This window comes from Microbacterium nymphoidis, assembly GCF_021044885.1.
Lineage (GTDB): Bacteria > Actinomycetota > Actinomycetes > Actinomycetales > Microbacteriaceae > Microbacterium > Microbacterium nymphoidis.
In genome coordinates this window covers 1,372,534-1,395,176 of sequence record NZ_JAJNOD010000001.1, presented here as the reverse complement: position 1 = coordinate 1,395,176, position 22,643 = coordinate 1,372,534, and the positions used below count along the sequence as shown (strand labels likewise).

Below are 22,643 nucleotides of genomic sequence, written 5' to 3'. Positions count from 1 at the left end.
CGGATACAAGCGATCCGCGCGCAATGAACTTCCGCTCACCTGGCCGACTGCGCGTCCCGGCGGCCATCCCGTGATCCCAGCCGTGCGGCGCGATCCAGCCATGCCTCTCGGCGCGCGGGAGATGCCTGGCGTACGCCGAGCATCCGTGTGGCACGGACCGAACGCACACCGCAGAATCGCAGGGTGTTGCGAGTCACCTGGCGTTGCGCGGGCAGCCCGGTGAATGGCGTGAACATCGCGGGAGTGTCCGCCAGGAGCAGCAGTCTCCCGTTGCGTGCGGGAAGCAGCCCCTCAGGAAGCCCCGACGGGCGGTACCGATACTCGTGCCGGGGCAGCAGTGCGCGATCGAAGAAGCCCTTCAGCAGCGCCGGAACCGAGCCCCACCAGAGCGGGGTGGCGATGACGATGGTCTGCGCATCGTGGAGGGCGCGACGTGCATCGGCGAGGTCGGGCTCGATGGTCATGCGCTCGCGGTAGCCGAAACGCAGAATCGGATCGAAGTCCAGATCCCGCAGCGCGATCACGCGGGCATCCTGATGGGCGTCGGCATAGCGGCGCGCGATGGCAGCGGTGAGCGAGCGCCCGTCGGGGTGTGCGTCGAGGATGAGTGCGCCGGGCATGGGGTCCTATCTTGACAGTGTCTACTTGGTGGGCAGTGTCAAGATAGGAAACAATGTTGCTCGTGTCAAGTTCCCGAGGCGGCTACCATCACGGTGACCTCGCGCACGCGCTGGAGTCCGCAGCGATGCAGTTGCTCGTGGATCGGCCGGCGCAGGAGATCAGCCTGCGCGAGGTCGCACGCGCGGCGAACGTGAGCCACAACGCGCCCTACCACCACTTCGCCGATCGCAACGGGCTGCTCAAAGCCATTGCCGAGCGCAGCATGTCGGACCTCGTGGACGCGGTCATCACCGCAGTCGACGCCGCTGCCGATCCTCGTGCGGCGTTCCGGGGCGGTGGCGCGGCCTATGTGCGATTCGCGGTCGAGAGGCCGCACGCCTTCGCTGCGATCTACGATCCGACCGTGTGTGTGCCCGGGGCGCCGACGCCCACCATGGCTGTTCTCATCGACCGGCTCGAAGCCGTCCTGAACGAGATCACGGCGGCGGTCGGTCTCACGGAGCCGGTTGACGCCGTGTCGGTGTGGGGCGTGATTCACGGGCTCGGCGTCCTGAGCGCCGCCGGGCACTTTTCGCTTCCCGCCGCGCTGGCCGCTCTCGAGAACTCCGTGGACCGGCTGCTTGCCGGCGTATCACTCGCTTCATAGCGCGCAAAACGCTCGAAATCCGGCTGGATACGAGCGTTTCGCGCGCAATGAAACCTCTTTACGCTCACGGAGCCACCACAGGGCGCGCTCATCGGTCTTCCAGCACGTCGGCCTAACCTGAACGAATGTCGTTTTCCGCTCATCGCCCCGGACGCATGGATTCGCAGGGCCGGATCCAGTTCGATGCGGCCGTCGATCGTGTCGATGCCGAGGAGCCTCTCGAGGTGCAGAGGCCCTTTCAGCCCGACGCCACCGGCAGCGAGCAGCAGCCGTACCCTGACGGCCCCGACGAGACGCCCACCGAGGTGCTGGCATCCGACGACGGCGCCAGGGTCTCGGACAGCGAGGCCGTCACCGAGGTGCTGTCCGATGTTCCGCCGAACATCGACGATGACACCCCGGGGGTGCTGATCGACGCGCGGCGTCCGCCGCAGCCCGAAGCCGAGACCACCGTGCTCGACGAGCTTCGTGCGCTCCAGGATGACGGTGCGCTCCAGGATGACAGTGCGCTCCAGGCAGATGCGGAAGCGGAGCAGCGTGCGCACGCTGCGGCCGCATCCGCGGCCCTCGGACGGTTCGCGCGCGGCCAGGACGAGCACGAGACCCGCACCGGTGCCCCGGACATCACGGACGTCCGCGATGAAGCCTTCCGCGATGACGACTTCCGCGCCGACGACTTCCGCGACGAGCCGGCCGCAGGCGAGGAGCCCCCGATGCCCCCCGCAGCGGGGGCGGGTTCTGCGGAAGAGGAGCGACGCCGTACCCCGATCCTCCGCCGGCTCGCCGTCCTCGGCGGGGCCGACGGTGCCGTGCTGGATCACGTACCCACCGAGACCCCGCGCTTCGTGCAGATGTTCTTCGTGCTCGCGGGAACCGCCCTCATCTCCGGTATCTCGATGCTGTTCGCGCTGATCACGGGCGTGCACATCTGGGCCTGGGGAGCGGTGCCGCTCGCCATCATCTGGGCCCTCATCATCTTCAACCTCGACCGGTTCCTCACCGCGAGCATGAAGTCCACCCGCAACGGCTGGAAGCTGTTCGGTCTGGCCTTCCCCCGGGTGATCATGGCGGCTCTCATCGGCATCGTGGTGGCCGAGCCGATGGTGCTGCAGATCTTCCACAACGACATCCAGCGTGAGGTGACCACCACCAACCTGGCGCAGGCGCAGACCGATCAGGACCAGCTCGCGAACGGCCCCGAGAAGCAGGCTCTCGACGCCGCCAAACAGGCACTCGCGGACCTGCAGAACCAGGCGGCCACCGGCATCGTCGCGGGAACCTCCAACCAACCCGCCTCCGTCGCCGCAGCGCAGTCCACGGTGGACACGCTCACGGCCCAGATGGCCGCCGCGCAGACCGTCATCGACCAGGCGCGCGCCATCTACCAGTGCGAGCTGACGGGCGCCGGAGCGGACTCCGTCACCGGATGCACCGGCCTTCCCGGCCAGGGCTCGTCCTCCGACGCCGCCAAGTCACAGCTGGAGCAGGCACAGGCGAGCTACGACGCCCTGTCCGCTCAGCTCCAGGAGGCGAACGCCGCCCTGTCCGCCGCGCAGACCGCGGGGGCGACCGAGGCCGCCACCACGGAGAAGATGAACCGCGACGAGGCCAACGCCGCTCTGCCCGCGGCACAGGCGACCTACGATACGGCGCTGGCCGCATACAACGCGCGCGCCGCCGCCGTGGCGAACGGCAACGCCGATGCCGAAGGCCTCCTCAGCCAGATCAGCGCGCTCAACCGTCTGGGCGAGCGCGAGCCGACGCTGGCCTGGGCGCATTGGCTGATCGCCGGTCTGTTCTTCATGATCGAGCTGCTGCCGGTGCTCGTGAAGGTGCTCACCAGCTGGGGCAACCCGTCCATCTACGAGGAGGTGGAGCGTGTGGTGACCCGGGTGAAACTCGACGGCGTGCGTGCCGACTCCGAGATCGCCCGCCGAGCGATCGCCGAGAAGGTGCGCGACTCCCGATCCGTGGTGAGAGATCGCGCCCGGCGCAGCGGGCAGGATCTTCCCGCCTCCGTCACCGAGGAGCTCGCGGTCATCCGCTGACATCAGGGCGCTCTTCCCGCTCGGGGAGGGCGCCCTAATGCGATCAGCGTCGGGCCACCGCGCGGCGGAGCTCTTCGGCGTCGTCCAGCGGAATCTGCGCGCCGTCGACCTCCTGCACCGTCTCGTGGCCGCGTCCCGCGACGAGGACGATGTCCTCGGGGCGCGCCATGGCCACCGCGGCCGCGATCGCGTCGGTGCGCGAGGGGATCTCCACCACGAGTGAGCCCGGCTGCTCGGCCATGCGGGCGCCCGACAGCACCTGTGCGCGGATCGAGGCGGCGTCCTCACCGTGTGGATCGTCGTCGGTGATGATCGCCACATCGGCGTAGCGGGCGCCCATCGCGCCCATCATTGCGCGCTTCGCGGTGTCGCGTTCGCCCGGGGCGCCGAACACGACGATCGTGCGCCCGGCGGTGCCGTTCACCGACATCAGCGCGGCTTGCAGTGCCGCAGCATTGTGGGCGAAATCCACCACCGTGGTCGGCTCGGTGGTGATCACCTGCATGCGTCCGGGTACGACGGGGGAGAGGGTCTGCGGACGATCGACCGCCTCCTGCACGCGCGCGGCCGGCACTCCGCTCTCCAGCACCATGACCAGCGCGAGCGCGGCATTGGAGACGTTGAACGCGCCGGGAAGAGCGGTGGTCGCGCGCAGCAGCGGCTCGCCGTCGCGGCGCAGCACGAAACCGTGGCCGATGCCGATGCGCACGACGTCGGTCACCGTGTAGTCGGCGTCGATCTCGTCCGCGGGGATCAGGTGGTCGTCGTCGCGCGGATCGTCGGCGATCTCGCGCGTCTGCAGCGTGACGACCGGAATCTCCGCGGTGCGGGCGAGATGGCGTCCCCAGCGATCGTCGACGCAGACCACGCCGCGTTCGGCCAGCGCGGGGGAGAACAGGCGCGCCTTCGCATGGAAGTAGCCGGCCATGTCGCCGTGCACGTCGAGGTGATCGGGGGTGAGGTTGGAGAACCCCGCCACCGCGAATCGCAGCGCGTCCACGCGTCGGTACGACAGTGCGTGGGAGGACACCTCCACCGACGCACTGTGCAGGTTCTCCTCTGTCATGCGCGCGAGGATGCCGTGCAGGGCGGTGGCTTCGGGCGTCGTGCGGACCGAGGGCACCGGGCCGTTGCCGGCGTCGATCTCCACCGTGCCCACTAGTCCGGTGGGGTGCTCGAGCGCCTCCAGCAGCGACCGCAGAAGGTAGGTGGTGGTGGTCTTGCCGTTGGTTCCGGTCACGCCGAACAGCCGGGGTGCCCGCTCCGCCGTGCCGTACGCCGCGGCGGCGGCGTCACCGATCACGGATCGCACCTCCTCCACGACCAGCACGGGGAGGCCGTGGCCCGCGGCGATGTCGGCGCCTGCCTCATCGGTGACGACGGCCACGGCGCCGCGCGCCGCCGCGTCCCGGGTGAACCGCGCACCGTGCACACGAGCGCCGGGAGCCGCGACATAGACATCACCGGCGCGGACGGTGCGGGAGTCGATCGATGCCCCGGTGACCGTGATGTCGCTGAGGTCGGCGCTCACGCGCAGGGGGCGCACGGCGTCGGCCACAGTGCGCAACGGAACCGCCCGCGGATCGGCCGGGCGCAGCGCCTGTTCGAGGTCTTCGGCCTCGCGGCGATCTGCTGCGCCATCGCGAGCAGGGGTTCGGGCAGTGTCGGCATCCATCGGTGTCGGCATCCCTCCATCCTTCCTGCTGGACGCTCGCGCACATAGGAGATCCAGCACTGTCACAGAGAAAGCCCATAGCGGGCGTGGCGTGTGCGGGCGTTCACCCCACGGGGCCGGCGTGCGCGAGAATGTCTCGATGTCCTCCACTCCGCGCCGCTCGGCACGCCCCGTTCCGGGGGCCGCCGTGCGGCGGGCGCGCCTCGGTCTGCTGCTCGCCCTCGCGACCGCCGTGTGTTTCGGATCCTCCGGCGCTCTCGCCCGCGGGCTGATCGATGCCGGCTGGAGTCCGGGAGCGGCGGTCACCGCTCGCGTCTGGGTCGCCGCGATCATCCTCCTCGTTCCGGCACTGCTCGCGATGCGCGGGCGATGGGGTCTCCTGCGCAGCAACGTCGTGACCCTGCTGCTGTACGGTGCCTTCGCCGTGGGCGCCACCCAGTTGTTCTACTTCCAGGCCGTGGCCGTGATGGACGTCGGGGTGGCACTGCTCATCGAGTACATGTCGCCGGTCGCGGTGATGCTGTGGCTGTGGATGCGCCGCGGCGAACGGCCCACGGGACGCACGATCATCGGGGCGATCGTGGCCATCGCCGGCCTGGTGCTCGTGCTGGACGTGTTCTCCGGCACCGCCGTGAGCACCGCGGGCGTGCTCTGGGCGCTGGGGGCGATGGTGGGAAGCGCGGCGTACTTCATCATCTCCGCGCGCCAGGGCGACGAGGCGCTGCCGCCCATCGCCCTCGCCGGCTTCGGCCTGCTCATGGGCGCGGTGGGGCTGACCATCGCGAGTGTGGTGGGGATCCTGCCGTGGCGGTGGAGCACGGACGAGGTCACCTTCCTCACCGGGAGCGTGTCGTGGTGGATTCCGGTGGTGGGCATCGGGGTCATCGCCGGAGCCCTCGCCTATGCGCTGGGTATCGTCTCGACCCGTATGCTCGGCTCCCGTCTCGCCGCCTTCGTGGCGTTGAGCGAGGTGGTGGCCGCGGCGCTGTTCCGATGGGCGCTACTGGGGCAGAACCCCGATGTCTGGCAGGTGCTGGGCGGCGTGCTGATCCTCGCCGGTGTCATCGCCGTGCGTCTCGGGGAGCCTGACGAGGTGGAACCGGTGGCGGTCGAGCCGGTGTGATGGCGTCACATCTGACACGATTCAGCCGATCCGGAGCCGATGTCCTGCACACGCACTAGCGTGGTGGCATGGTCGAATATCGCTACCTCGGAAACAGCGGGCTCAAGGTCTCGGAGATCACCTACGGCAACTGGGTCACCCATGCCTCGCAGGTCGACGACTCCGCCGCCATCGCCACCGTCCATGCCGCCCTTGATGCGGGTATCACCACCTTCGACACCGCCGACACGTACGCCAACACGGCCGCCGAAGTGGTGCTGGGCAAGGCGCTGGCGGACCAGCGCCGCGAGAGCCTGGAGATCTTCACGAAGGTCTACTTCCCCACCGGTCCGAAGGGGCCCAACGACACCGGTCTCAGCCGCAAGCACATCTTCGAGTCGCTGCACGGCTCCCTCAAGCGCCTCGGGACCGACTACGTCGACCTCTACCAGGCCCACCGGTTCGACTACGAGACCCCGCTGGAAGAGACGTTCCAGGCATTCGCCGACCTGGTCCGTCAGGGCAAGGTCCTCTACATCGGAGTCTCGGAGTGGACGGCGGAACAGCTTCGTGAAGGCCACGCGCTGGCCAAGCAACTCGGCATCCAGCTCATCTCCAACCAGCCGCAGTACTCGATGCTCTGGCGCGTCATCGAGGGCAAGGTCGTTCCGGCATCCGAGGAGCTCGGCATCTCGCAGATCGTCTGGTCGCCCATGGCGCAGGGCGTGCTGAGCGGAAAGTACCTCCCCGGGCAGCCGGTCCCAGCCGGTTCGCGTGCCACCGACGAGAAGAGCGGCGCCGATTTCATCAAGCGCTTCCTGACCGACGACGTGCTGACCGCCGTGCAGAACCTCAAGCCGATCGCGGCCGACAACGGCCTGACCATGCCGCAGCTGGCCATCGCGTGGGTTCTTCAGAACCCGAACATCGCGGCGGCACTCGTGGGCGCCTCTCGTCCGGAGCAGCTGGCCGACACCGTTAAGGCCTCCGGTGTGAAGCTGGACTCCGACACCATGGCCGCCATCGACGCGGCACTCGGATCGGTGGTCAACAGCGACCCCGAAGACACGTACTCGGTTTCGCCGAAGTCCCGCCTGGTCTGAGCGGACGCACACGACGTGGCCGTGCACAGCGCAGGAATCCTGCTCGTGCGCGGCCACGGTGCGTCTCGGGAAGTCCTCATCGGTCACATGGGCGGTCCGTTCTGGGCTCGCAAGGACGAGGGAGCCTGGAGCATTCCGAAGGGGGAGTACGACCCCGAGGCGGAGCACGCCTGGGAGGCCGCGCGCCGGGAGTTCGAAGAAGAACTGGGGCTGGCGGTCCCCGAGGGACCCACCACGGAGCTGGGGGTGTTCCGTGTCACCTCCAGCAAGCAGCTGACCGTGTTCCGGGTGGCGGCGGATCTCGATGTCACGGCCGCCGTCTTCGGTGAGTTCGAGCTGGAGTGGCCCCCGCGCTCCGGGAGGGTTCAGCGATTTCCCGAGATGGATCGCGTGCTCTGGAGCAGCATCGTCCTCGCCCGCACGCGTCTGGTGACCGGGCAGCGACGGCTCCTCGATCTGATCTGACCGCCGTGATCAGGCGCCGTCCCAGCCGGGCGGGCCGAACGCCCCCTGCGGGTCGTCATCGAGCGTGCGCACCTGTCCGGAGCCCATGACGGGCAGGGCAGCCCCGTCAGCCGCCCCCGTGCTGTGGGCGGCGAACCACTCGCGCAGCAGGCGCCGAAGCGCGGCCACCTCCTCGGCCCACGCTGGATCGTCGACGAGGTTGACGCGCTCTTTCGGATCGCTGACGAGGTCGTAGAGCTCGTGCGGGCCGTAGGGGGCTCGATGGACGTACTTGCGCTCGCGGGTGCGGATCATCCGGGCCGGCCCGTATTCGCTGTGCACCACGACGGGGCGTTCGGGTCTGCCGGTGCCACCCACCCGGAGCAGCTCGGCGAAGCTGCGACCCGGTCCCTGCTCGAAGGCGGCAGGATCCTCACCGATGAGCTCGAGCAACGTGGCGGGCAGGTCGTAGGCGCTGAGCAGGTGGTCGTGCACGCTTCCTTCCGGCAGGCGTCCCGGCGCCGAGATGATGAAGGGCACCATGACCGACTCGTCGTACAGGTTCATCGGGAAGGTGCCGTTGCCCTTGCCCCAGAACCCGTGCTGACCACAGCTGAATCCGTTGTCGCTGAGGAAGACCACGATCGTGTCTTCGTGAATCCCATGCGCGCGCAGCCGGTCGAGCACGCGTCCGATGGCGGCGTCCATCGCGGTCACCGAGGCGAAGTAGCCGATCAGCGCCTCGCGGGTGTCGGACTCGCCGCCGATCGGGGCGCCGTCCTGTGTCTGCAGCCAGGGGTGCGGTTCTTCCTGCGGGCAGGTCTCGAACGAGCAGTCGCGGTACAGAGTCGTGAACTCATCGGGGTGCTCGCCGGCGAACGGGCGGTGCGGTGCGGTGAAGTTGACCGCGAGGAAGAAGGGCGCGTCCTGGCCCTGCTCGGCGTCGATGAAGGCGATCGCATCATCGGCGATCACATCGGTGAGGTAGTCCGTGACGTGCTCGGCCACCCCGTCCCGGTACATCACCGCATCGTGATACGGACTGCCGCCGCCTTCCAGCGCATACCAGTGCACGAAGCCGCGTCGGGGCACGTCGTTGGCTCCGAGGTGCCATTTGCCCGAGAGGCCGAGGCGGTACCCGGCGTCGGCGAGCGCGTCGGTGAGGGTGGGCAGTCCGTGCAGGTAGTCGCGGCTGTCCGGCCCCACCGAGGCGCCACTGAGATAGTCGTGCACGCCGTGGGCTGACGGGATCTGCCCGGTGAGCAGGCTCGCACGCGCCGGGGAGCACACGGGGGACGCGCAGAAGAAGTGATCCAGTCGAGTTCCGCGGCGTGCGAGATCGTCGAGGACAGGAGTGCGGATCTCATGGTTGCCCGCTGCGCCGAGCGCCCAGGGACCTTGATCATCGCTCACGATGAGGATGATGTTGGGCTGAGGTGTGCTCATGCGGTGGTCTCCGCGGCGGCGAGGGCGACGGCGGCGCCGGTGGCGGCCGAGCGGTAGGCGGCGTGGACCAGCTCGACCACATGGCGCGCGTGAGCGAGGGGAACGGCGGGAGCGGCTCGGCCGATGACCGCGACGAAGTCCGCCAGCTGAGCCGTGAAGGCCCGCTGGATGTCATCGTCGGCGCTCTCGTGCACCACGCGAGATCGTCCGTCGATATGCACGGTCGTGCCGATGCGCGGGTTCACTTCGATCACCCCTCGCTCGCACACGATCGAGAGGACGTCCGCGCGCGTCGCCGGGTCGCTCACGACGCAGATCGTGACGCCCACCCCGTTGTCGAGATGCAGCTGCATCCCGCCATCGGTCTCCACTGGCGAGCCGAAGCGATGTGCGGTGCTGGCGAGCACCGTGACAGCGCGGCCTCCGCCGAGCCAGAGCGAGCGGTCGATGCAATGGCCGCCGATGTTCAGCAGTGCACCTCCGCCGGCGATCTCCGGGGAGAAGAACCACGGGGAGCGGGAACCGGGACGGTAGTCGGTGCTGCGGTTGTCCCGGATCATCCGTACCGGACCTGCATCTCCGGCGGCCAGAGCGCGTTCGGCGGCGAGCATGGCCGGAAGGAAGTGCTGGATGTGACCGACCGCGAGGGCGATGCCTGCCTGAGCGCAGAGGGCGATCATCCGGTCGCACTCCGAGACGGTGATGGCCATCGGCTTCTCCACGAGCACATGCACGCCGGCCGCGGCCGCGTCCTCGACGATCGGCAGGTGGAATGCATGGGGGGTGTTCACGATGACGGCATCGACAGCGCCGGCCGCGAGCAACTCCCGGTGATCGGCGAACACCCGGGCACCGGTTCCGGATGCGGCGCGCCGGCCGGCCCCCTCATCGATATCGCAGATGGCGGCGAGTGTGACGCCGTCCAGTACGGCGGCCGCGGTGACATGGAACGGCGCCACGGCGCCCGCTCCGATCAATCCGATGCGCATGACTCTCCTCTGTGGTGGGTGGTGACCTCGCGGCACTCGTCGATGGCCATCAGCTCTCGCGTGCGCCGCACGAGTGACGCACGACGATCCGGGGGCGGAGCCGGATCTGGTGCAGCGGGCAGTCGTCGCCCTCGCGGAGCCGCCGCAGCAGGACGTCCGCGGCCATGCGGCCCATCCGGTACTTCGGTGGCGCCACGGCGGTGAGCGGAACCGGGGCGAGGTCGGCCACCTCGTCGTCGTAGGACACCAGCGCGATGTCGCGGGGCACGCCCAGGCCGCCGCGCTGAATGGCGCCCTCCAGCAGCGTCGCCTCCCGATCGCCGAAGACGAGGGCCGCGGTCGCCTCGAACTCCCGCAGCCGCTCGAAGGCGGAATCGGCGGAAGCGGAGTCCCAGGTGTCCTCGGACGGGGAGTACTCCAGTGACGGCGCCAGCGCCAGGTCGGCGACAGCCTGCCGGTATCCGGTCTCCACGCTCGATTCGGCAGGATGCTGCTGGCGCGTGAGGAGCGCGATGCGCGTGTGTCCCAGGCTGGCGAGATGTCGCACCGCGTCGTACGCGCCCCCGCGGTGATCCGCACAGACGTGCTCCGTGGTGTCGGCCGAGCCCAGATTCAGGGGGCTGCGCTCCAGGAGCACCACGGGGACGGGCAGCTCCTCGAGCTGGCGGACACGGGCGGCCGAATCCGCGATCCATGCGGGCGTCGGAGCGATGAGGAGGCCATCGACACCGCTGTCGAGCAGCGCCCCGAGGGAATCGTCTCCCCGCTCGGGCTGTGTCCGGTAGGTGGCCAGCTGAAGCGCGGCACCCGCCGCCGCGAGAGACTCATCGATGCCCTGCAGAACCCGGGGGTAGTAGAGCTGGGTGTCGGGCAGCAGCACGCCGATGTTGCGGCGCACGCGCTCGTCGCGGGGGCGCACCGGAGCGACGAAGCTGCCCGCGCCCTGGCGCCGCACCACGATGCGTTCGGCCACCAGTTCATCGAACGCGCGGCGCACGGTGGTCAGAGACAGCCCGCTCTCCTTGGAGAGCTCCTGCTCGGTGGGGAGTTTCTGCCCCGTGGTCCAGGTGCCGGCGAGGATGCCGCGGCGCAGCTGATCGGCGAGGATCTCGAACTTGAGTCCCCGCGATTCCGCATCACGCACCGGTGCCGTGTGCTTTCTCGCCATCCCGTTCCCTCCGTCGTGTCTTCTCCGATTCTGTGGCGACGGGAGGGAGGAATAAAGACGTATTCTCCGATTCCTCTCGGCAACGACAGGTGCACTACGAGTCCGAGCTGCACACCGCGTCGTATTCGAAAAGATGAATCTCTGATTACTCCTTGAATGCTCACTTCCCCGGGCGCGAGAGTCGACCGACGCAGGCGATGAAGCCTCTTTTAGGGAAGGAAACTCGATGGCGAAGATCCGCAAGCTCTCAGCCCTCGCTCTGATCAGCGCGCTCGCCCTCTCGGCCACGGGATGCGCAGCTGGCGCCGACGGCGGCCAGGATTCGGGCGGCACGCTCACGTACTGGTCGATGTGGAAGGAGGGGGAGGCGCAGCAGAAGGTGCTTGCCGCTGCGATCGCCGACTTCACGGCGGAGACCGGCATCACGGTCGACGTCCAGTGGCAGGGACGTGACAGCGTCAAGAAGGTCGTCCCGACGCTCAACACCAACAACGTCCCCGATCTCATCGACAGCTCGTTCGCCAAGCTCGCCCCGGTTCTGGCGACGAGCGGTCAGGCCAGAGAACTGACGGAGGCATACGCCTCCGATGTGGACGGCGAGAAGATCTCCGACCTCATCCCGGATGCGTATCTCGCCGACACCGACATCACCCGCGAGGGTGAGGAGGTTCCCTGGATGCTGCCGTACACGCTCACCAGCGACGCGATCTGGTTCAACGCTGCCACCCACCCCGAGCTGGAGAGCGCGCCGCCGAAGGACTGGAATGCATTCCTCGCCGAGCTCGACACGCTCAAAGCTGCGAACGAGGTCCCGCTCGCGATCGACGGCGACGTGTCCGGCTACAACGCCTACTGGTACACGGCGGCGCTCGTTCACATCGCCGGCCCCGGGGCGATGAAGAAGATCGCCGATGATCACAGCGGCAAGGCCTGGGAAGGCGCCGATGCAGTGAAGGCCGCCGAGGCGGTGCAGCAGCTGGTCGACGGCGGGTACTTCATCTCCGGATACAACGCCAGCAAGTGGCCCGCGCAGCAGCAGGCCTGGGCCGACAACCAGGCGGCGCTGCTGTACAACGGCACCTGGATTCCGACGGAGACGGCGTCCTACGCCGCGAGCGACTTCCAGTACTCGTCCTTCCCGTTCCCGACGATCGATGGCGACAAGCAGTTCTCCCGCGCCGACTTCATCGGGTTCGCCGTGCCGGTCAAGGCCAAGAACGCCGAGAACGCCCAGCGATTCGCCTCGTTCTTCCTCGGCAAGAAGTACCAGGACGCGCTGGGCACGGACGCGAAGATCCTGCCGGTCCGCGCCGATGCCGCCACCAGCCCCGAGGTCGCCTCGGTGAAGAGAGCGCTGGAGGAGGCCGACGCGTTCTACGTGCAGAACGACGGCATCACGCTGCCGGGGTACGCCGAGAAGCTGCTCTATCCCACGATCGATCAGCTCGTGCAGGGCAAGCTCTCCGCGGCGGACTTCATCGCGGCGATGGCCTCCGGGCAAGCCGACTACTGGAAACAGAACTCATGACCCAGACGGCTGTGATCCCCGACGTGTCGGTCGGTCGCGGGGCGCGACGTGCGTCCCGCGGCCGGGGCAATGCCATCGACACGGCGCGCAAGAGGCTCTTCATCCCGTTCGTCGGGCCGGCGCTGCTGTTCTATTCGGTGCTGTTCGTCGCCCCGTCCGTGTACGCGATCTGGATCAGCTTCCACAAATGGCCCGGATCGGGTCCGATGGAGTTCGTCGGCATCGGCAACTACGTCAAGCTCTTCGGCGACAAGCTGTTCCTCCAGTCGTTCAGCAACACGCTGCTGCTGCTGTTCGTGGTGGGTATCGCCGTGTTCGCGGTGTCGTTCGGTCTCACCCTCGTGCTGCGCGACATGGCCGGACGAAAGATCGCCCGTTCCGTGATCTTCTTCCCTCACCTCGTCAACGCCATGATCTTCGGCGTGCTCGCCGGGTTCGTGCTGAACCCGGGCGGGCTGGTGAACACGCTCCTGGGGTGGGCGGGGGTTGCCGACCCGCCCGCCTGGCTCGCGACGGAGAACCTGTTCCCGCTGATCATGGTGATGCTCACCTGGATCACCACCGGCTACTACACGACGATCCTGATGGCCGGCGTCGACCGCATCCCGCCGTACTACTACGAGGACTGCGCGCTGGCCGGCGCCAACGCGTTCCAGCGGCTGCGCTATGTGATCCTCCCGCTGACCTGGGATGTGTTCGGCACCTGCGCGGTGCTGTGGACCATCTCCTCGGTGAAGATCTTCGAGATCATCTGGATCTTCGGCGGTTCCACGGGCCAGGGGATCCCGCCCACCCGGACGTGGAGCACGGCCGTCTACACCTATGTGACGGCGTTCTCCGGAGAGTCCATTCCGGCCTACGGCATGGCCAGCGCCAGCGCGATCCTGTCGCTCGCCCTCGTGTCCGTGCTCGTCGTCCTGCTGCGCCGCGTGATGAAGCGCGACGCGATCGAGTTCTAGGAGTCGTGATGACCGCTATCGAAGAGATCCGGCAGCAGCCCAGCACCCGCGCGATCGTCACGGGCACGGCGGAACCGCCCCGTCGTCGCCGTGGGGCCGCGATCGGTCGAGAGCGCAGCGTGCTCCGTGGTGTCGGGCTGGTGCTGCTGTGGGCATTCGTCGCCCTGAACATCGCGTGGATGGTGTGGATGGTGATCCAGGCCTTCCGCGACACCCGCTCGATCCTGAGCGACCCGTGGGGCCTTCCCACCTCGCTGGATCCCGTGAACTTCGTGACGGCCTGGACCGCCGGCGACTTCGCCACGGCGACACTGAACAGCGTCAGCACCACGCTGGTCTCCTCCTTCGTCACCGTCGCCATCGCAGCACCCGCCGCGTACTACCTCGGCCGCGTGGAGAACCGGTTCACGAACGCCCTCACGATGTACTTCGTGCTCGGCCTCGGAATCCCGGTGCAGGTGATCCTGATCCCGTTGTTCGTGATGCTCAACGAGGTCTACCTCACCGACAGCCTGATCGGGCTCAACATCGTCTATGTGGGGGTCTCGATGCCCTTCACCGTGTTCCTTCTCATCGCCTTCTTCCGCTCGCTGCCTCAGGAGCTCGAGGAGGCAGCGGCTCTGGACGGCACGACCGCGTTCGGGACGTTCTGGCGGATCACCCTGCCTCTGGCGAAGGGCGGCATCCTCACGGCGTTCGTCCTCCAGGTCATCTCGCACTGGAACGAGACACTGCTCGCGCTGACGCTGCTGCAGTCCACAGACAGGTACACCCTGCCCGTGGCACTCATCTCATTCATCCAGCAGCAGACGTACTCCGGCGCCGACTGGGGCGGGCTGTTCGCGGGCCTGTGCATCGTGGTGCTGCCGATGCTCGCGATCTACCTCTGGCTGGGCCGGCGTCTCACGGAGGGCCTCACGCTCGGAATGGGGAAGTAGGCCGGCGGATCACGCCCCCATCACGGACTGCGATGATGGGGGCGTGCCGTCCTCCCTCCCCACGCGTTTCGCGGGTCTCGACCTCGCGCGATTCGTCGCGCTCATCGGGATGTTCGCCGCGCACCTGTGGCTCAACGATCGCGCCTCCAATGATCCGCTTCGCGCCATCGCCGCGACTACGGCGTTCCAGCTGAGCGAAGGGACGGCATCCACGCTCTTCGCCGTGCTCGGCGGCATGTCGCTGGTGCTGGCGACCAGACGGGTGCGCGAGGAACGGGGCGCGAGGGGAGTGCTGATCGCCGTGCTGGTGCGGGGGCTCATCGTGATGTTCATCGGCACGCTTCTCGCCGAGCCGCCGGTGGTGATGGTCGTGGTGCTGGTCTACTTCGGGGCTGCCATGATCGTCGCGGGGCCCTTCCTGCTCGCCCCGTCCTGGCTGATCGTGCTCGTGGGCGGTCTCCTGGCCCTGTTCGGGGGCGGCTTCAACGCCGCCCTGCGCGTGGATCTGGGGATCTTCCTGGAGGGGGAGAGCCTGCCTCTGGGTGATTTCGCCGATCCGGTCACCGCCCTGCGGGCCCTCCTCCTCACCGGGGTTTACCCGGTGATCACCTGGCTTGTGTATCTGCTGCTCGGCATCCTCGTCGCTCGCGGGATGATCGTCACCGCTGAGCGTGGCGGACTTCGTGGGTGGGGGTGGATCGCCGCGGTCGGCGGCGGGGCGTTCGCAGCACTGGCGATCATCGTCAGCTCGGTGACGCTCGCTGCCGTGGGCGCGATGGCCCCGAACTCTGGCGAACTGCAGCAGGCGATCATCGCGCAGAGCGGGGGCTCGTACGGGGCCATGCCCACCGGAACCTGGTGGATGCAGCTCATTGCGGCGCCGCATTCGGGAACGCCGATGGACATCCTCCGCACCGGCGCGGTGGCCGTCTCGGTCATCGGGCTCATGACGGCGCTGACCGCCGATCGGCGTCGGCTGGCCTATCCCGTTCGCCTCATCGCCACGACCGGCGCCGCGCCGCTCACCATCTACGTGGCGCACTGTCTGGCCTCCATCCCGATCGCGATGTCGATGGGACCGCGGGGTGCGGGCTTCGAGCTGTGGGCGATGAACGTGGCGGGCGCTCTGGTGATCGGCGCGATTCTGCTGGCACTGCGGCGCAAGGGCCCGCTCGAGGCGTTGATCGCGGTGAGCGTGCGTGGCGCGCTGCTGCTCGTGCCGCGACGGCGGGCCGTCAGCCCTGTCGCTGCCGCCACTCGTCGATGAGCTGAGGGAAGCGCTCCGCGAGGAAGCGGAAGAAGTCGGCCATCTCCGTCGCGCGCGCGGACGCTGCCGCATCCCCGGAGTGCGCCGCGGCGATCTCGTCGATGAAGGCGGCCATCCGGGCGTAGATCGGTGCGTTGGAGGTGATCGAGCCGTAGAAGGTCTCCCGCACCACGGCGTACTGAACGACGCGGGTGCCCGGCCGGGAGAGGCGCTCGATGAAGTGCAGGCGGTGCAGATAGGTGACGGCTCCGGAGATCGCTGCGGCGCTCACGCCCAGCCGCTCGGCCAGCTGGGCTGCGGTGTAGCCGTCGGCTGGAGCCGCTACGAGGGCCATCAGCACCCGCGCCGGCATGCGGGCCATCCCGGCCGCGGTCATCACGGCGGCCGCCTTTTCGGCAGCCTCCACGGCCCGGTGCTCGTCCACGGCTCGGTCAGCGTCCTCGGCGCGGCCAGCGTCCTCGGCGGACGGGCCCGGCGTAGTGCGGGAGGGGGCGGGCGAGTCAGCAGCGGACATGACCTCAGCCTGCCGTGACCAGCGGCCGACGACGAACCAGCCACACCGACAGTGCGAGGACCACCGCGGCCGTGACGATGATGCCGCCCACGCCACGCCCGTCCACGCCGCCGCCGGCGGTGAGGATGGGCGTCTGAGCGAAGGGCGAGAGCCGCGTGAGTTGGTCCGGCAGCCCGAACAGGGGCCCGAACAGACCGATGATCGTCGCGAGCACCACGATCGACCAGCCGACGCCGGTCGTCCACCGGGGGAGCACCACCAGCACCAGTGCCGTGATCGCGAGGAACACCGCCGCCACCGCGGCCTGGCCCGCTGCTCCCACCCACACGTCGGCGGCGAGATCGGCGCTGGTGCGGCTGAGGCCCGCGAACGCGCCGAGCGCGGCGGCCCCGTCCACGGCGCAGATGGCCACCGCGGCGGCGACCAGATACGACGTCAGCCAGGTCCGCCGGCCGACACTCGCCGCCCAGACAGGCTCCACCGTCCCGTGGGTCTCCTCCTGGCGTGCCCGGGCGATGATCTGCACGGCGCAGCAGGAGGCCAGGATGCCGACCACCGTGAAGAAGATCACGACCGTTCCCGCCTGCAGGTCGTCGTTCTCCGACATCGCCTCCAGGATTGCCGCGACAGCCGGATTGCTGCCGCCCATCTCCTGCACGACCGCCGCGAGTGACGTCGCCAGAGCGCCGGTGAGGAACGCCCCGACCGCCCAGGCGAGGATCGTGCCGCGCGTGAGCCGGCCCACCAGCGTCACCGGCCCGCGCAGGACCCAGTCCGCCGTCGCGGGACCGCGTCGGGGAGCTACCAGGGACCCGCCCAGGTCGCGCCGGCCCTGCAGGAGGTATGCCAGCAGCACGGCCGCGGCGGCAGCGCCGAGGAGCAGAACGAGGGGGCCGGCCGCGTCATCGGCGAACGGGCGGACGTTCTCCGCCCAGCCGAACGGGCTGAACCAGGTGAGCGGGGAACTCTCCATCCGGGTCAGGTCGGCGTTGGGAGTACCGAGAGCGTTACCCACGCCGCTGAGGAGGAAGCCGGCGAGAATGGCGATCACCCCGAGTGCGTTCGCGCCTCGCGCGGTGGCGAACAGTTGCGCGCCGATAAGCGCGATTCCGAGGAAGACGAGGCCGGCGGCCCCCGTCGCCAGCCCGGCCATGACGCTGCCGCCCCAGGGCAGGCCGCTGGCGAGGAAGGCAACGGCGATGGCGACCGCCGTGACGAGGTTGGCCGTGATGCCATGCAGGATCGTCGCCCAGATCACGGCGCGGCGCGAAGCGGCGGTGGCACCGATCAGCTCGGCTCTCCCGCTCTCCTCTTCCGCGCGGGTGTGCCGCACCGCGAGGAAGGAGCTCATGAACGCCGCGATCATCACGAGGAAGGGAACGATGAGGAATCCGGTGAACGCGGGGGTGGCGGAGCCGGACGGCAGGCCGCGGAAAGTGAGGATCACGGGGTTCGCGATCGCCGTGGCGAGCAGCGTGCTCCGCTCGGGGTCCGTGCCGTACGACTGCGTGACGCCGGTGACGGCGAGCGCGGCCATCGCGGCGTTCCCGAGGATCCACAGCGGCAGCTGCAGGCGGTCCCGGCGCGTCTGCAGCGCCCACAGCGAGCGGACCGCGCCGGCGTGGCTCGTTCGATGCGCGACGAGAGTGCTCATCTCACGCCGCCGATCCACGGCGCGTCGTGGCGTCGTCTCCATAGTGACGCAGGAACAGCTCCTCCAAGGAGGGCGGATTCACGCGCAACCCCTGCACTTTCGCATCCGCCAGGGTCGCCAGGGTTGTGGGCATGTCGGCGGGGTCGACCGTGAAACGGATTCGTCCTCCCTCCCGGACCACGTCCTGCGCCCCCGCGGGGACGGTCCCGTCATCGTCGAAGGACACCTCGGTCCGGGTGAGGTGGCGCAGGTCGGCAAGGGTTCCGGTCTCGACGATGCGGCCCGCACGGATGATCGAGACGTGATCGCACAGACGCTCCACCTCGCTGAGGATGTGGCTCGACAGCAGCACCGTGGCCCCGGCAGCGCTCACGCGCGACACCTCCTGCTGGAACACGATCTCCATCAGCGGGTCCAGCCCGCTCGTGGGCTCATCCAGGATGTACAGCTCGGCGGGGAGCGCGAAGGCGGCGATCAGGGAGATCTTCTGCCGGTTCCCCTTCGAATACGCGCGCCCTCGGGTACGTGGATCGAACTGGAACGCGGTGGACAGCCGCTCTCGTTCGGCACGGTACTCGGCCGTGCGGGTATCGCCGCCGCGCAGGCGCACCAGGAGATCCACGGCCTCGCCACCGGTGAGGTTCGGCCAGACGCTGACGTCGCCGGGAACGTACGCGATCCGTCGATGAAGTGCTGCCGCATCGTGCCACGGATCGGCGCCAAGTAGCCGTGCGGTGCCGCCTGAGGAGCGAGCCAGGCCCAGCAGGATCCGGATCGTGGTGGACTTTCCGGCGCCGTTCGGACCCAGGAAACCGTGCACCTGTCCCGCCGAGACCGAGAGATCGAGCCCATCCAGCGCATGCACGCGGCCGTACGTCTTGCGCAGGCCCTCCGTGCTGATGACGGTGTTCATGCCGGGGACGCTACGCCCGTTTCACGATTTTGTGAAGAATGTGAACCGTGAGGGTTTCGTGAGGACCTCAGCCGATCATGCCCGCGAGGTCGTCCACCGTCATGCCCCAGTTCATCCGGACGCGAGGCAGGGCGAGTTTGTCGGAGCCGACGGTGACGTAACCCCACTCGGTGGTCACCGCCATCTCGAAGCCGGCGGCGGCAACTCCGGCTTTCGCCGTGTCGTTGTAGTGACCGTACGGGTAGGCGATCACCTCCGTGGCACCGAGGATCTGCGCGGACGTCTGCAGGTCGGCGGCGATGTCCGCCTCTGACCAGTTGACCATCCGGCCCTTCCCGTTCTCGCCCGCCTCATGCATCGCGTGGGTGTGCGAGCGCTGCTGCACCCAGATCGACGGGGTGGGGTCCTGGCGGGCGCTGGTGATGACGAAGGAGGTGGTGAGGAGCTGGTCCTGATCGACCACGGGCACCGCCCAGTTCAGCCAGGTGGAATCCGCGTCGTCATCGGTGATGATCACCGAGCGGGGTGGGAGGAAGAGCCGGCCGTCGATGAAAGCCGAGAGCTCGTCCCAGGTGGGGAGGTAGAAGCCGCCGTCGCGGATGTAGGCCAGATCGTTCTGCCAGTCCGTGACGCCGTAGAAGTTGTTGCGGAGCCACCCCTCCTCGCCCTCCGGCTTGTCGGTGAACTGGTGGTACATCAGGATCGGCACGCGGGTTCCCGTTGCGGCCAGATCCTCGGCCGTGGTCCACGCACCGTGGAGCGTCACCTCGCGCTCCGGTCCGCACCCCACCGCGTCGGCGCCGTTGATGCGCGATGCGGTGTCGCGGGTGGCCGCGGCTTCGGGGCTGGCGTACCAGCCGGCGAACACTCGTCCGTCCTGCGCCGGGATCGGCAGGTGGGCGTAGCGGGCGCCGGCGGATTCGACGACCGGTGCCTCGGTGATGCCCTCGCCACGGAACGACACCGCGCACGCGTTCGGATCGCCGCTGTCCTGGAGGAGCTGCTGGGTGGCGGTGAGGGGAGTCGGTGTGGGGGTGGCGGTTGCCGCACTGGTGTGGCTGCCGGTCGGCGCCGTGGCGGCGGGTGCGCTTCCGGACTGCGCCGCACCGAGTGCGACGCCGCCCGAGAACACGGCTGCGGCGGCGATCACGGCACCCGTGATGATGAGGGCTCGCCGGCCCCGGCGCGGTTTGGCGTGCGTGGTCATGATCCCCCTGTTTCGCGGGCAGCGGGCGCACTCGTCGGTCGGAGCGGGTCGCCGGATGCCGTGACGATCGTATCGGCTGGACGCGAGCGTGACCCGCTGGACGCTGGCGCGCGTCTCGGTATGTATACGAAAGCCGGTCGTTAGCTCGCTCCACGCCCATAGATGAGGATTTGTGTATACACTAAGGGGTATCGTTCGATCACGAGGAGGTGCCATGCGAGCGAGTGATCGCGCTTACGGGACGCTCCTCGAGGAGATCCAGTCCGGACGACTGGCTCCCGGGTCGGTACTGGGCGAGGTCGAGCAGGCGGCCCGTCTCGGGGTCAGCCGTACGCCGTTGCGCGAGGCCATCGGGCGGCTCAACGCCGACGGTCTGGTGGCGCAGGTGTCGCCGCGCGTGACCGTGGTCACCGACATTGATCGTGACGACATCCGTGAGCTGTTCGAGGTTCGGCGGGCGCTGGAGGAGACGGCGGCACGACTTGCGGCGGAGCGCGGGGACCGCCGGGTGTTCGCCGAGCTCGCGGACGAGCTCGGCGCCGTGAACCTGGACGCGGACGCGGGGCGGGAGGCGTACAGCGTCCTGATCGCGCGCTTCGACGCCGCGCTGGACCTCGCGGTCGCGAACGACTACCTCACCGCGGCGCTACGCACCATCCGCACTCATCTCGTGCGCGTGCGCCGGCTCTCCCGGGAGAACACCACTCGCCTGGCCGCCTCCGTCACCGAACACCGCCTGATCGCCAGCGCGATCGCCGCCGGTGACGGGGACCTCGCAGCCCACGCCACGCACGTGCACCTGCACAATGCGCTCACCAACATCCTCGCCTCACTCCCGGAAGGACACTCATGACCGTCACGCATCACGTCCGCGTCTACAAGAGCGCGGAGGATCTGCCGCGCGACCAGCAGCTGGCCTGGAAGATCGCGGAGGTAGCGACCGATCCGGTGGAGGTGGAGCCCGCGGTCGTCGACATGATCATCAACCGCATCATCGACAACGCCGCCGTCGCGGCCGCGTCGCTCACCCGCCGTCCGGTCTCGGCCGCACGCGCCCAGGCGATGGATCACCCGGTCTCCCGCGGCGGCGAAGGCGCCACCGTGTTCGGGTGCGTGCTGCAGGACCGCACCAGCCCGGAGTGGGCGGCGTGGGCCAACGGCGTCGCGGTGCGCGAGCTCGACTACCACGACACCTTCCTTGCAGCCGAGTACTCGCACCCCGGCGACAACATCCCGCCGATCCTCGCCGTCGCCCAGCACGCCGGCAAGGATGGTGCCGCCCTCATCCGGGGGCTCGCCACGGGTTACGAGATCCAGGTCGACCTCGTGCGCGCCATCAGCCTGCACAAGCACAAGATCGACCACGTCGCCCACCTCGGCCCGTCGGCCGCCGCCGGGATCGGGACGCTCCTCGGACTGCCCACCGAGACCATCTATCAGGCGGTGGGGCAGGCGCTGCACACCACCACGGCCACCCGCCAGTCGCGCAAGGGGGAGATCTCCACCTGGAAGGCGCACGCTCCGGCGTTCGCGGGGAAGATGGCCGTCGAAGCGGTGGATCGCGCGCTGCGCGGCGAGACCAGTCCGTCGCCCATCTACGAGGGCGAGGACGGTGTCATCGCGTGGCTGCTGGACGGGCCGGACGCGGCGTACGACGTCCCGCTTCCCGCGCCGGGCGAGCCCAAGCGCGGCATCCTGGACACCTACACCAAGGAGCACTCTGCCGAGTATCAGGCACAGGCGTGGATCGACCTCGCCCGCAAGCTCGGAAACGAGAATCCTTCGCTGCGCGATCCGGCGAACATCGCGAGCGTCGTGCTGCACACCAGCCACCACACCCACTACGTGATCGGGTCGGGGGCGAACGACCCGCAGAAGTACGACCCGACGGCCAGCCGGGAGACCCTGGATCACTCGATCCCGTACATCTTCACGGTGGCGCTGCAGGACGGCGCCTGGCACCACGTGGACTCCTACGCCCCCGAGCGTGCCGCCCGGCCCGACACCGTGGCCCTGTGGAACAAGGTGACCACGGCCGAGGACGCCGAATGGACGCGTCGTTACCACTCGGAGGACCCCAACGAGAAGGCTTTCGGCGGGCGGGTGGAGATCACGCTCACGGACGGCTCGACGATCGTTGACGAGATCGCCGTCGCAGATGCCCACCCTCTCGGCGCCCGGCCCTTCGCGCGCGCGGACTACGTGCGCAAGTTCCGCCTCCTCGCCGAGCCCGTGCTCGACGCCGATGAGATCGAGCGCTTCCTCGATCTCGCTCAGCGCCTCCCCGAGCTGAGCGCCGATGAGGTGCTGCAGCTGTCGATCGTCGCGAAGCCGGGCGTGCTGGACGCGGCGCCCTCGCCCCGCGGCCTGTTCTGAACCTCGCCCCGCCGGCTCCGGCCGGCGGGGCGCCCATCTCGGAGG

Annotated in this window: 20 protein-coding genes; 11 read left to right on the top strand and 9 right to left on the bottom strand. The window is 69.0% G+C overall.

The genetic code is table 11. The annotated features are described in order from the left end of the window. Positions 1-35 precede the first annotated feature (35 nt). The gene (locus LQ566_RS06460) at positions 36-620 is read right to left on the bottom strand and encodes an NAD(P)H-dependent oxidoreductase (RefSeq protein WP_231090785.1); all 585 of its coding nucleotides are present in this window, start codon (positions 618-620) and stop codon (positions 36-38) included. A 62-nt stretch (positions 621-682) separates the two neighbouring features. On the opposite strand from LQ566_RS06460, the gene LQ566_RS06455 reads away from it, so the two are divergent. Together LQ566_RS06455 and LQ566_RS06450 are read left to right on the top strand one after the other, a co-directional pair. Then, on the top strand, positions 683-1,267 hold the full coding sequence (locus tag LQ566_RS06455; RefSeq protein WP_231090784.1) for a TetR/AcrR family transcriptional regulator: 585 nt from the start codon (positions 683-685) through the stop codon (positions 1,265-1,267). Positions 1,268-1,392: 125 nt separating this feature from the next. Continuing rightward, on the top strand, positions 1,393-3,315 hold the full coding sequence (locus LQ566_RS06450) for a DUF4407 domain-containing protein (RefSeq protein ID WP_231090783.1): 1,923 nt from the start codon (positions 1,393-1,395) through the stop codon (positions 3,313-3,315). Between the two features lie 43 nt (positions 3,316-3,358). On the opposite strand, the gene LQ566_RS06445 is transcribed toward LQ566_RS06450, so the two are convergent. Next, positions 3,359-5,002 carry a Mur ligase family protein gene (locus tag LQ566_RS06445; RefSeq protein ID WP_231090782.1) on the bottom strand — a complete coding sequence of 548 codons (1,644 nt, stop codon included), beginning with the start codon at positions 5,000-5,002 and terminating at the stop codon, positions 3,359-3,361. 127 nt (positions 5,003-5,129) lie between these two features. Between LQ566_RS06445 and LQ566_RS06440 the strand changes: the two genes are divergently transcribed. From LQ566_RS06440 to LQ566_RS06430, 3 genes are all read left to right on the top strand, one after another. After that, on the top strand, positions 5,130-6,113 hold the full coding sequence (locus LQ566_RS06440; protein WP_231090781.1) for an EamA family transporter: 984 nt from the start codon (positions 5,130-5,132) through the stop codon (positions 6,111-6,113). Positions 6,114-6,181: 68 nt separating this feature from the next. Next, positions 6,182-7,195, top strand: a complete 1,014-nt coding sequence (locus tag LQ566_RS06435; RefSeq protein ID WP_231090780.1) for an aldo/keto reductase family protein — start codon at positions 6,182-6,184, stop codon at positions 7,193-7,195. Between the two features lie 15 nt (positions 7,196-7,210). After that, positions 7,211-7,660, top strand: coding sequence for an NUDIX domain-containing protein (locus tag LQ566_RS06430; protein ID WP_231090779.1), 450 nt, complete (start codon positions 7,211-7,213; stop codon positions 7,658-7,660). Between the two features lie 9 nt (positions 7,661-7,669). On the opposite strand, the gene LQ566_RS06425 is transcribed toward LQ566_RS06430, so the two are convergent. Genes LQ566_RS06425 through LQ566_RS06415 form a run of 3 tightly spaced genes read right to left on the bottom strand, consistent with a single transcriptional unit; the run spans position 7,670 to position 11,242 of the window. After that, entirely contained in the window at positions 7,670-9,085 is a 1,416-nt protein-coding gene (locus LQ566_RS06425) for a sulfatase-like hydrolase/transferase (RefSeq protein WP_231090778.1), read from the bottom strand. After that, positions 9,082-10,074 (bottom strand): Gfo/Idh/MocA family protein, encoded by a 993-nt coding sequence (locus LQ566_RS06420; protein ID WP_231090777.1) that lies wholly within the window; start codon positions 10,072-10,074, stop codon positions 9,082-9,084. Before LQ566_RS06420 ends, LQ566_RS06425 begins: the two co-directional genes overlap by 4 nt. 49 nt (positions 10,075-10,123) lie before the next feature. Next, positions 10,124-11,242, bottom strand: a complete 1,119-nt coding sequence (locus LQ566_RS06415; protein WP_231090776.1) for a LacI family DNA-binding transcriptional regulator — start codon at positions 11,240-11,242, stop codon at positions 10,124-10,126. 226 nt (positions 11,243-11,468) lie between these two features. On the opposite strand from LQ566_RS06415, the gene LQ566_RS06410 reads away from it, so the two are divergent. The 4 genes from LQ566_RS06410 to LQ566_RS06395 are packed head-to-tail and all read left to right on the top strand — an operon-like array spanning position 11,469 to position 15,934. Further along, on the top strand, positions 11,469-12,770 hold the full coding sequence (locus tag LQ566_RS06410) for an ABC transporter substrate-binding protein (RefSeq protein WP_231090775.1): 1,302 nt from the start codon (positions 11,469-11,471) through the stop codon (positions 12,768-12,770). Beyond that, a complete protein-coding gene (locus LQ566_RS06405) occupies positions 12,767-13,729 on the top strand; it encodes a carbohydrate ABC transporter permease (RefSeq protein ID WP_231090774.1) in 963 nt (320 codons plus the stop codon). Before LQ566_RS06410 ends, LQ566_RS06405 begins: the two co-directional genes overlap by 4 nt. A gap of 8 nt (positions 13,730-13,737) precedes the next feature. Further along, on the top strand, positions 13,738-14,667 hold the full coding sequence (locus LQ566_RS06400) for a carbohydrate ABC transporter permease (protein WP_231090773.1): 930 nt from the start codon (positions 13,738-13,740) through the stop codon (positions 14,665-14,667). 43 nt (positions 14,668-14,710) lie between these two features. After that, the gene (locus LQ566_RS06395) at positions 14,711-15,934 is read left to right on the top strand and encodes a heparan-alpha-glucosaminide N-acetyltransferase domain-containing protein (protein ID WP_231090772.1); all 1,224 of its coding nucleotides are present in this window, start codon (positions 14,711-14,713) and stop codon (positions 15,932-15,934) included. On the opposite strand, the gene LQ566_RS06390 is transcribed toward LQ566_RS06395, so the two are convergent. The 4 genes from LQ566_RS06390 to LQ566_RS06375 all read right to left on the bottom strand — a co-directional run bounded on the left by LQ566_RS06390 (position 15,903) and on the right by LQ566_RS06375 (position 20,222). Continuing rightward, positions 15,903-16,448 carry a GbsR/MarR family transcriptional regulator gene (locus LQ566_RS06390; protein ID WP_231090771.1) on the bottom strand — a complete coding sequence of 182 codons (546 nt, stop codon included), beginning with the start codon at positions 16,446-16,448 and terminating at the stop codon, positions 15,903-15,905. The two genes, LQ566_RS06395 and LQ566_RS06390, sit on opposite strands and share 32 nt — an antisense overlap. 4 nt (positions 16,449-16,452) lie before the next feature. Then, complete coding sequence (locus LQ566_RS06385; RefSeq protein ID WP_231090770.1) at positions 16,453-18,102, bottom strand: ABC transporter permease; 1,650 nt, start codon at positions 18,100-18,102, stop codon at positions 16,453-16,455. 1 nt (position 18,103) lies between these two features. After that, entirely contained in the window at positions 18,104-19,015 is a 912-nt protein-coding gene (locus LQ566_RS06380) for an ABC transporter ATP-binding protein (protein ID WP_231090769.1), read from the bottom strand. 67 nt (positions 19,016-19,082) lie between these two features. Further along, entirely contained in the window at positions 19,083-20,222 is a 1,140-nt protein-coding gene (locus tag LQ566_RS06375) for a polysaccharide deacetylase family protein (RefSeq protein WP_231090768.1), read from the bottom strand. A 214-nt stretch (positions 20,223-20,436) separates the two neighbouring features. Here LQ566_RS06375 and LQ566_RS06370 point away from each other — a divergent pair, with 214 nt between their 5' ends. Together LQ566_RS06370 and LQ566_RS06365 are read left to right on the top strand one after the other, a co-directional pair. Continuing rightward, complete coding sequence (locus LQ566_RS06370; RefSeq protein ID WP_231090767.1) at positions 20,437-21,075, top strand: GntR family transcriptional regulator; 639 nt, start codon at positions 20,437-20,439, stop codon at positions 21,073-21,075. Continuing rightward, the gene (locus tag LQ566_RS06365; protein ID WP_231090766.1) at positions 21,072-22,598 is read left to right on the top strand and encodes an MmgE/PrpD family protein; all 1,527 of its coding nucleotides are present in this window, start codon (positions 21,072-21,074) and stop codon (positions 22,596-22,598) included. Before LQ566_RS06370 ends, LQ566_RS06365 begins: the two co-directional genes overlap by 4 nt. Positions 22,599-22,643: the final 45 nt, after the last annotated feature.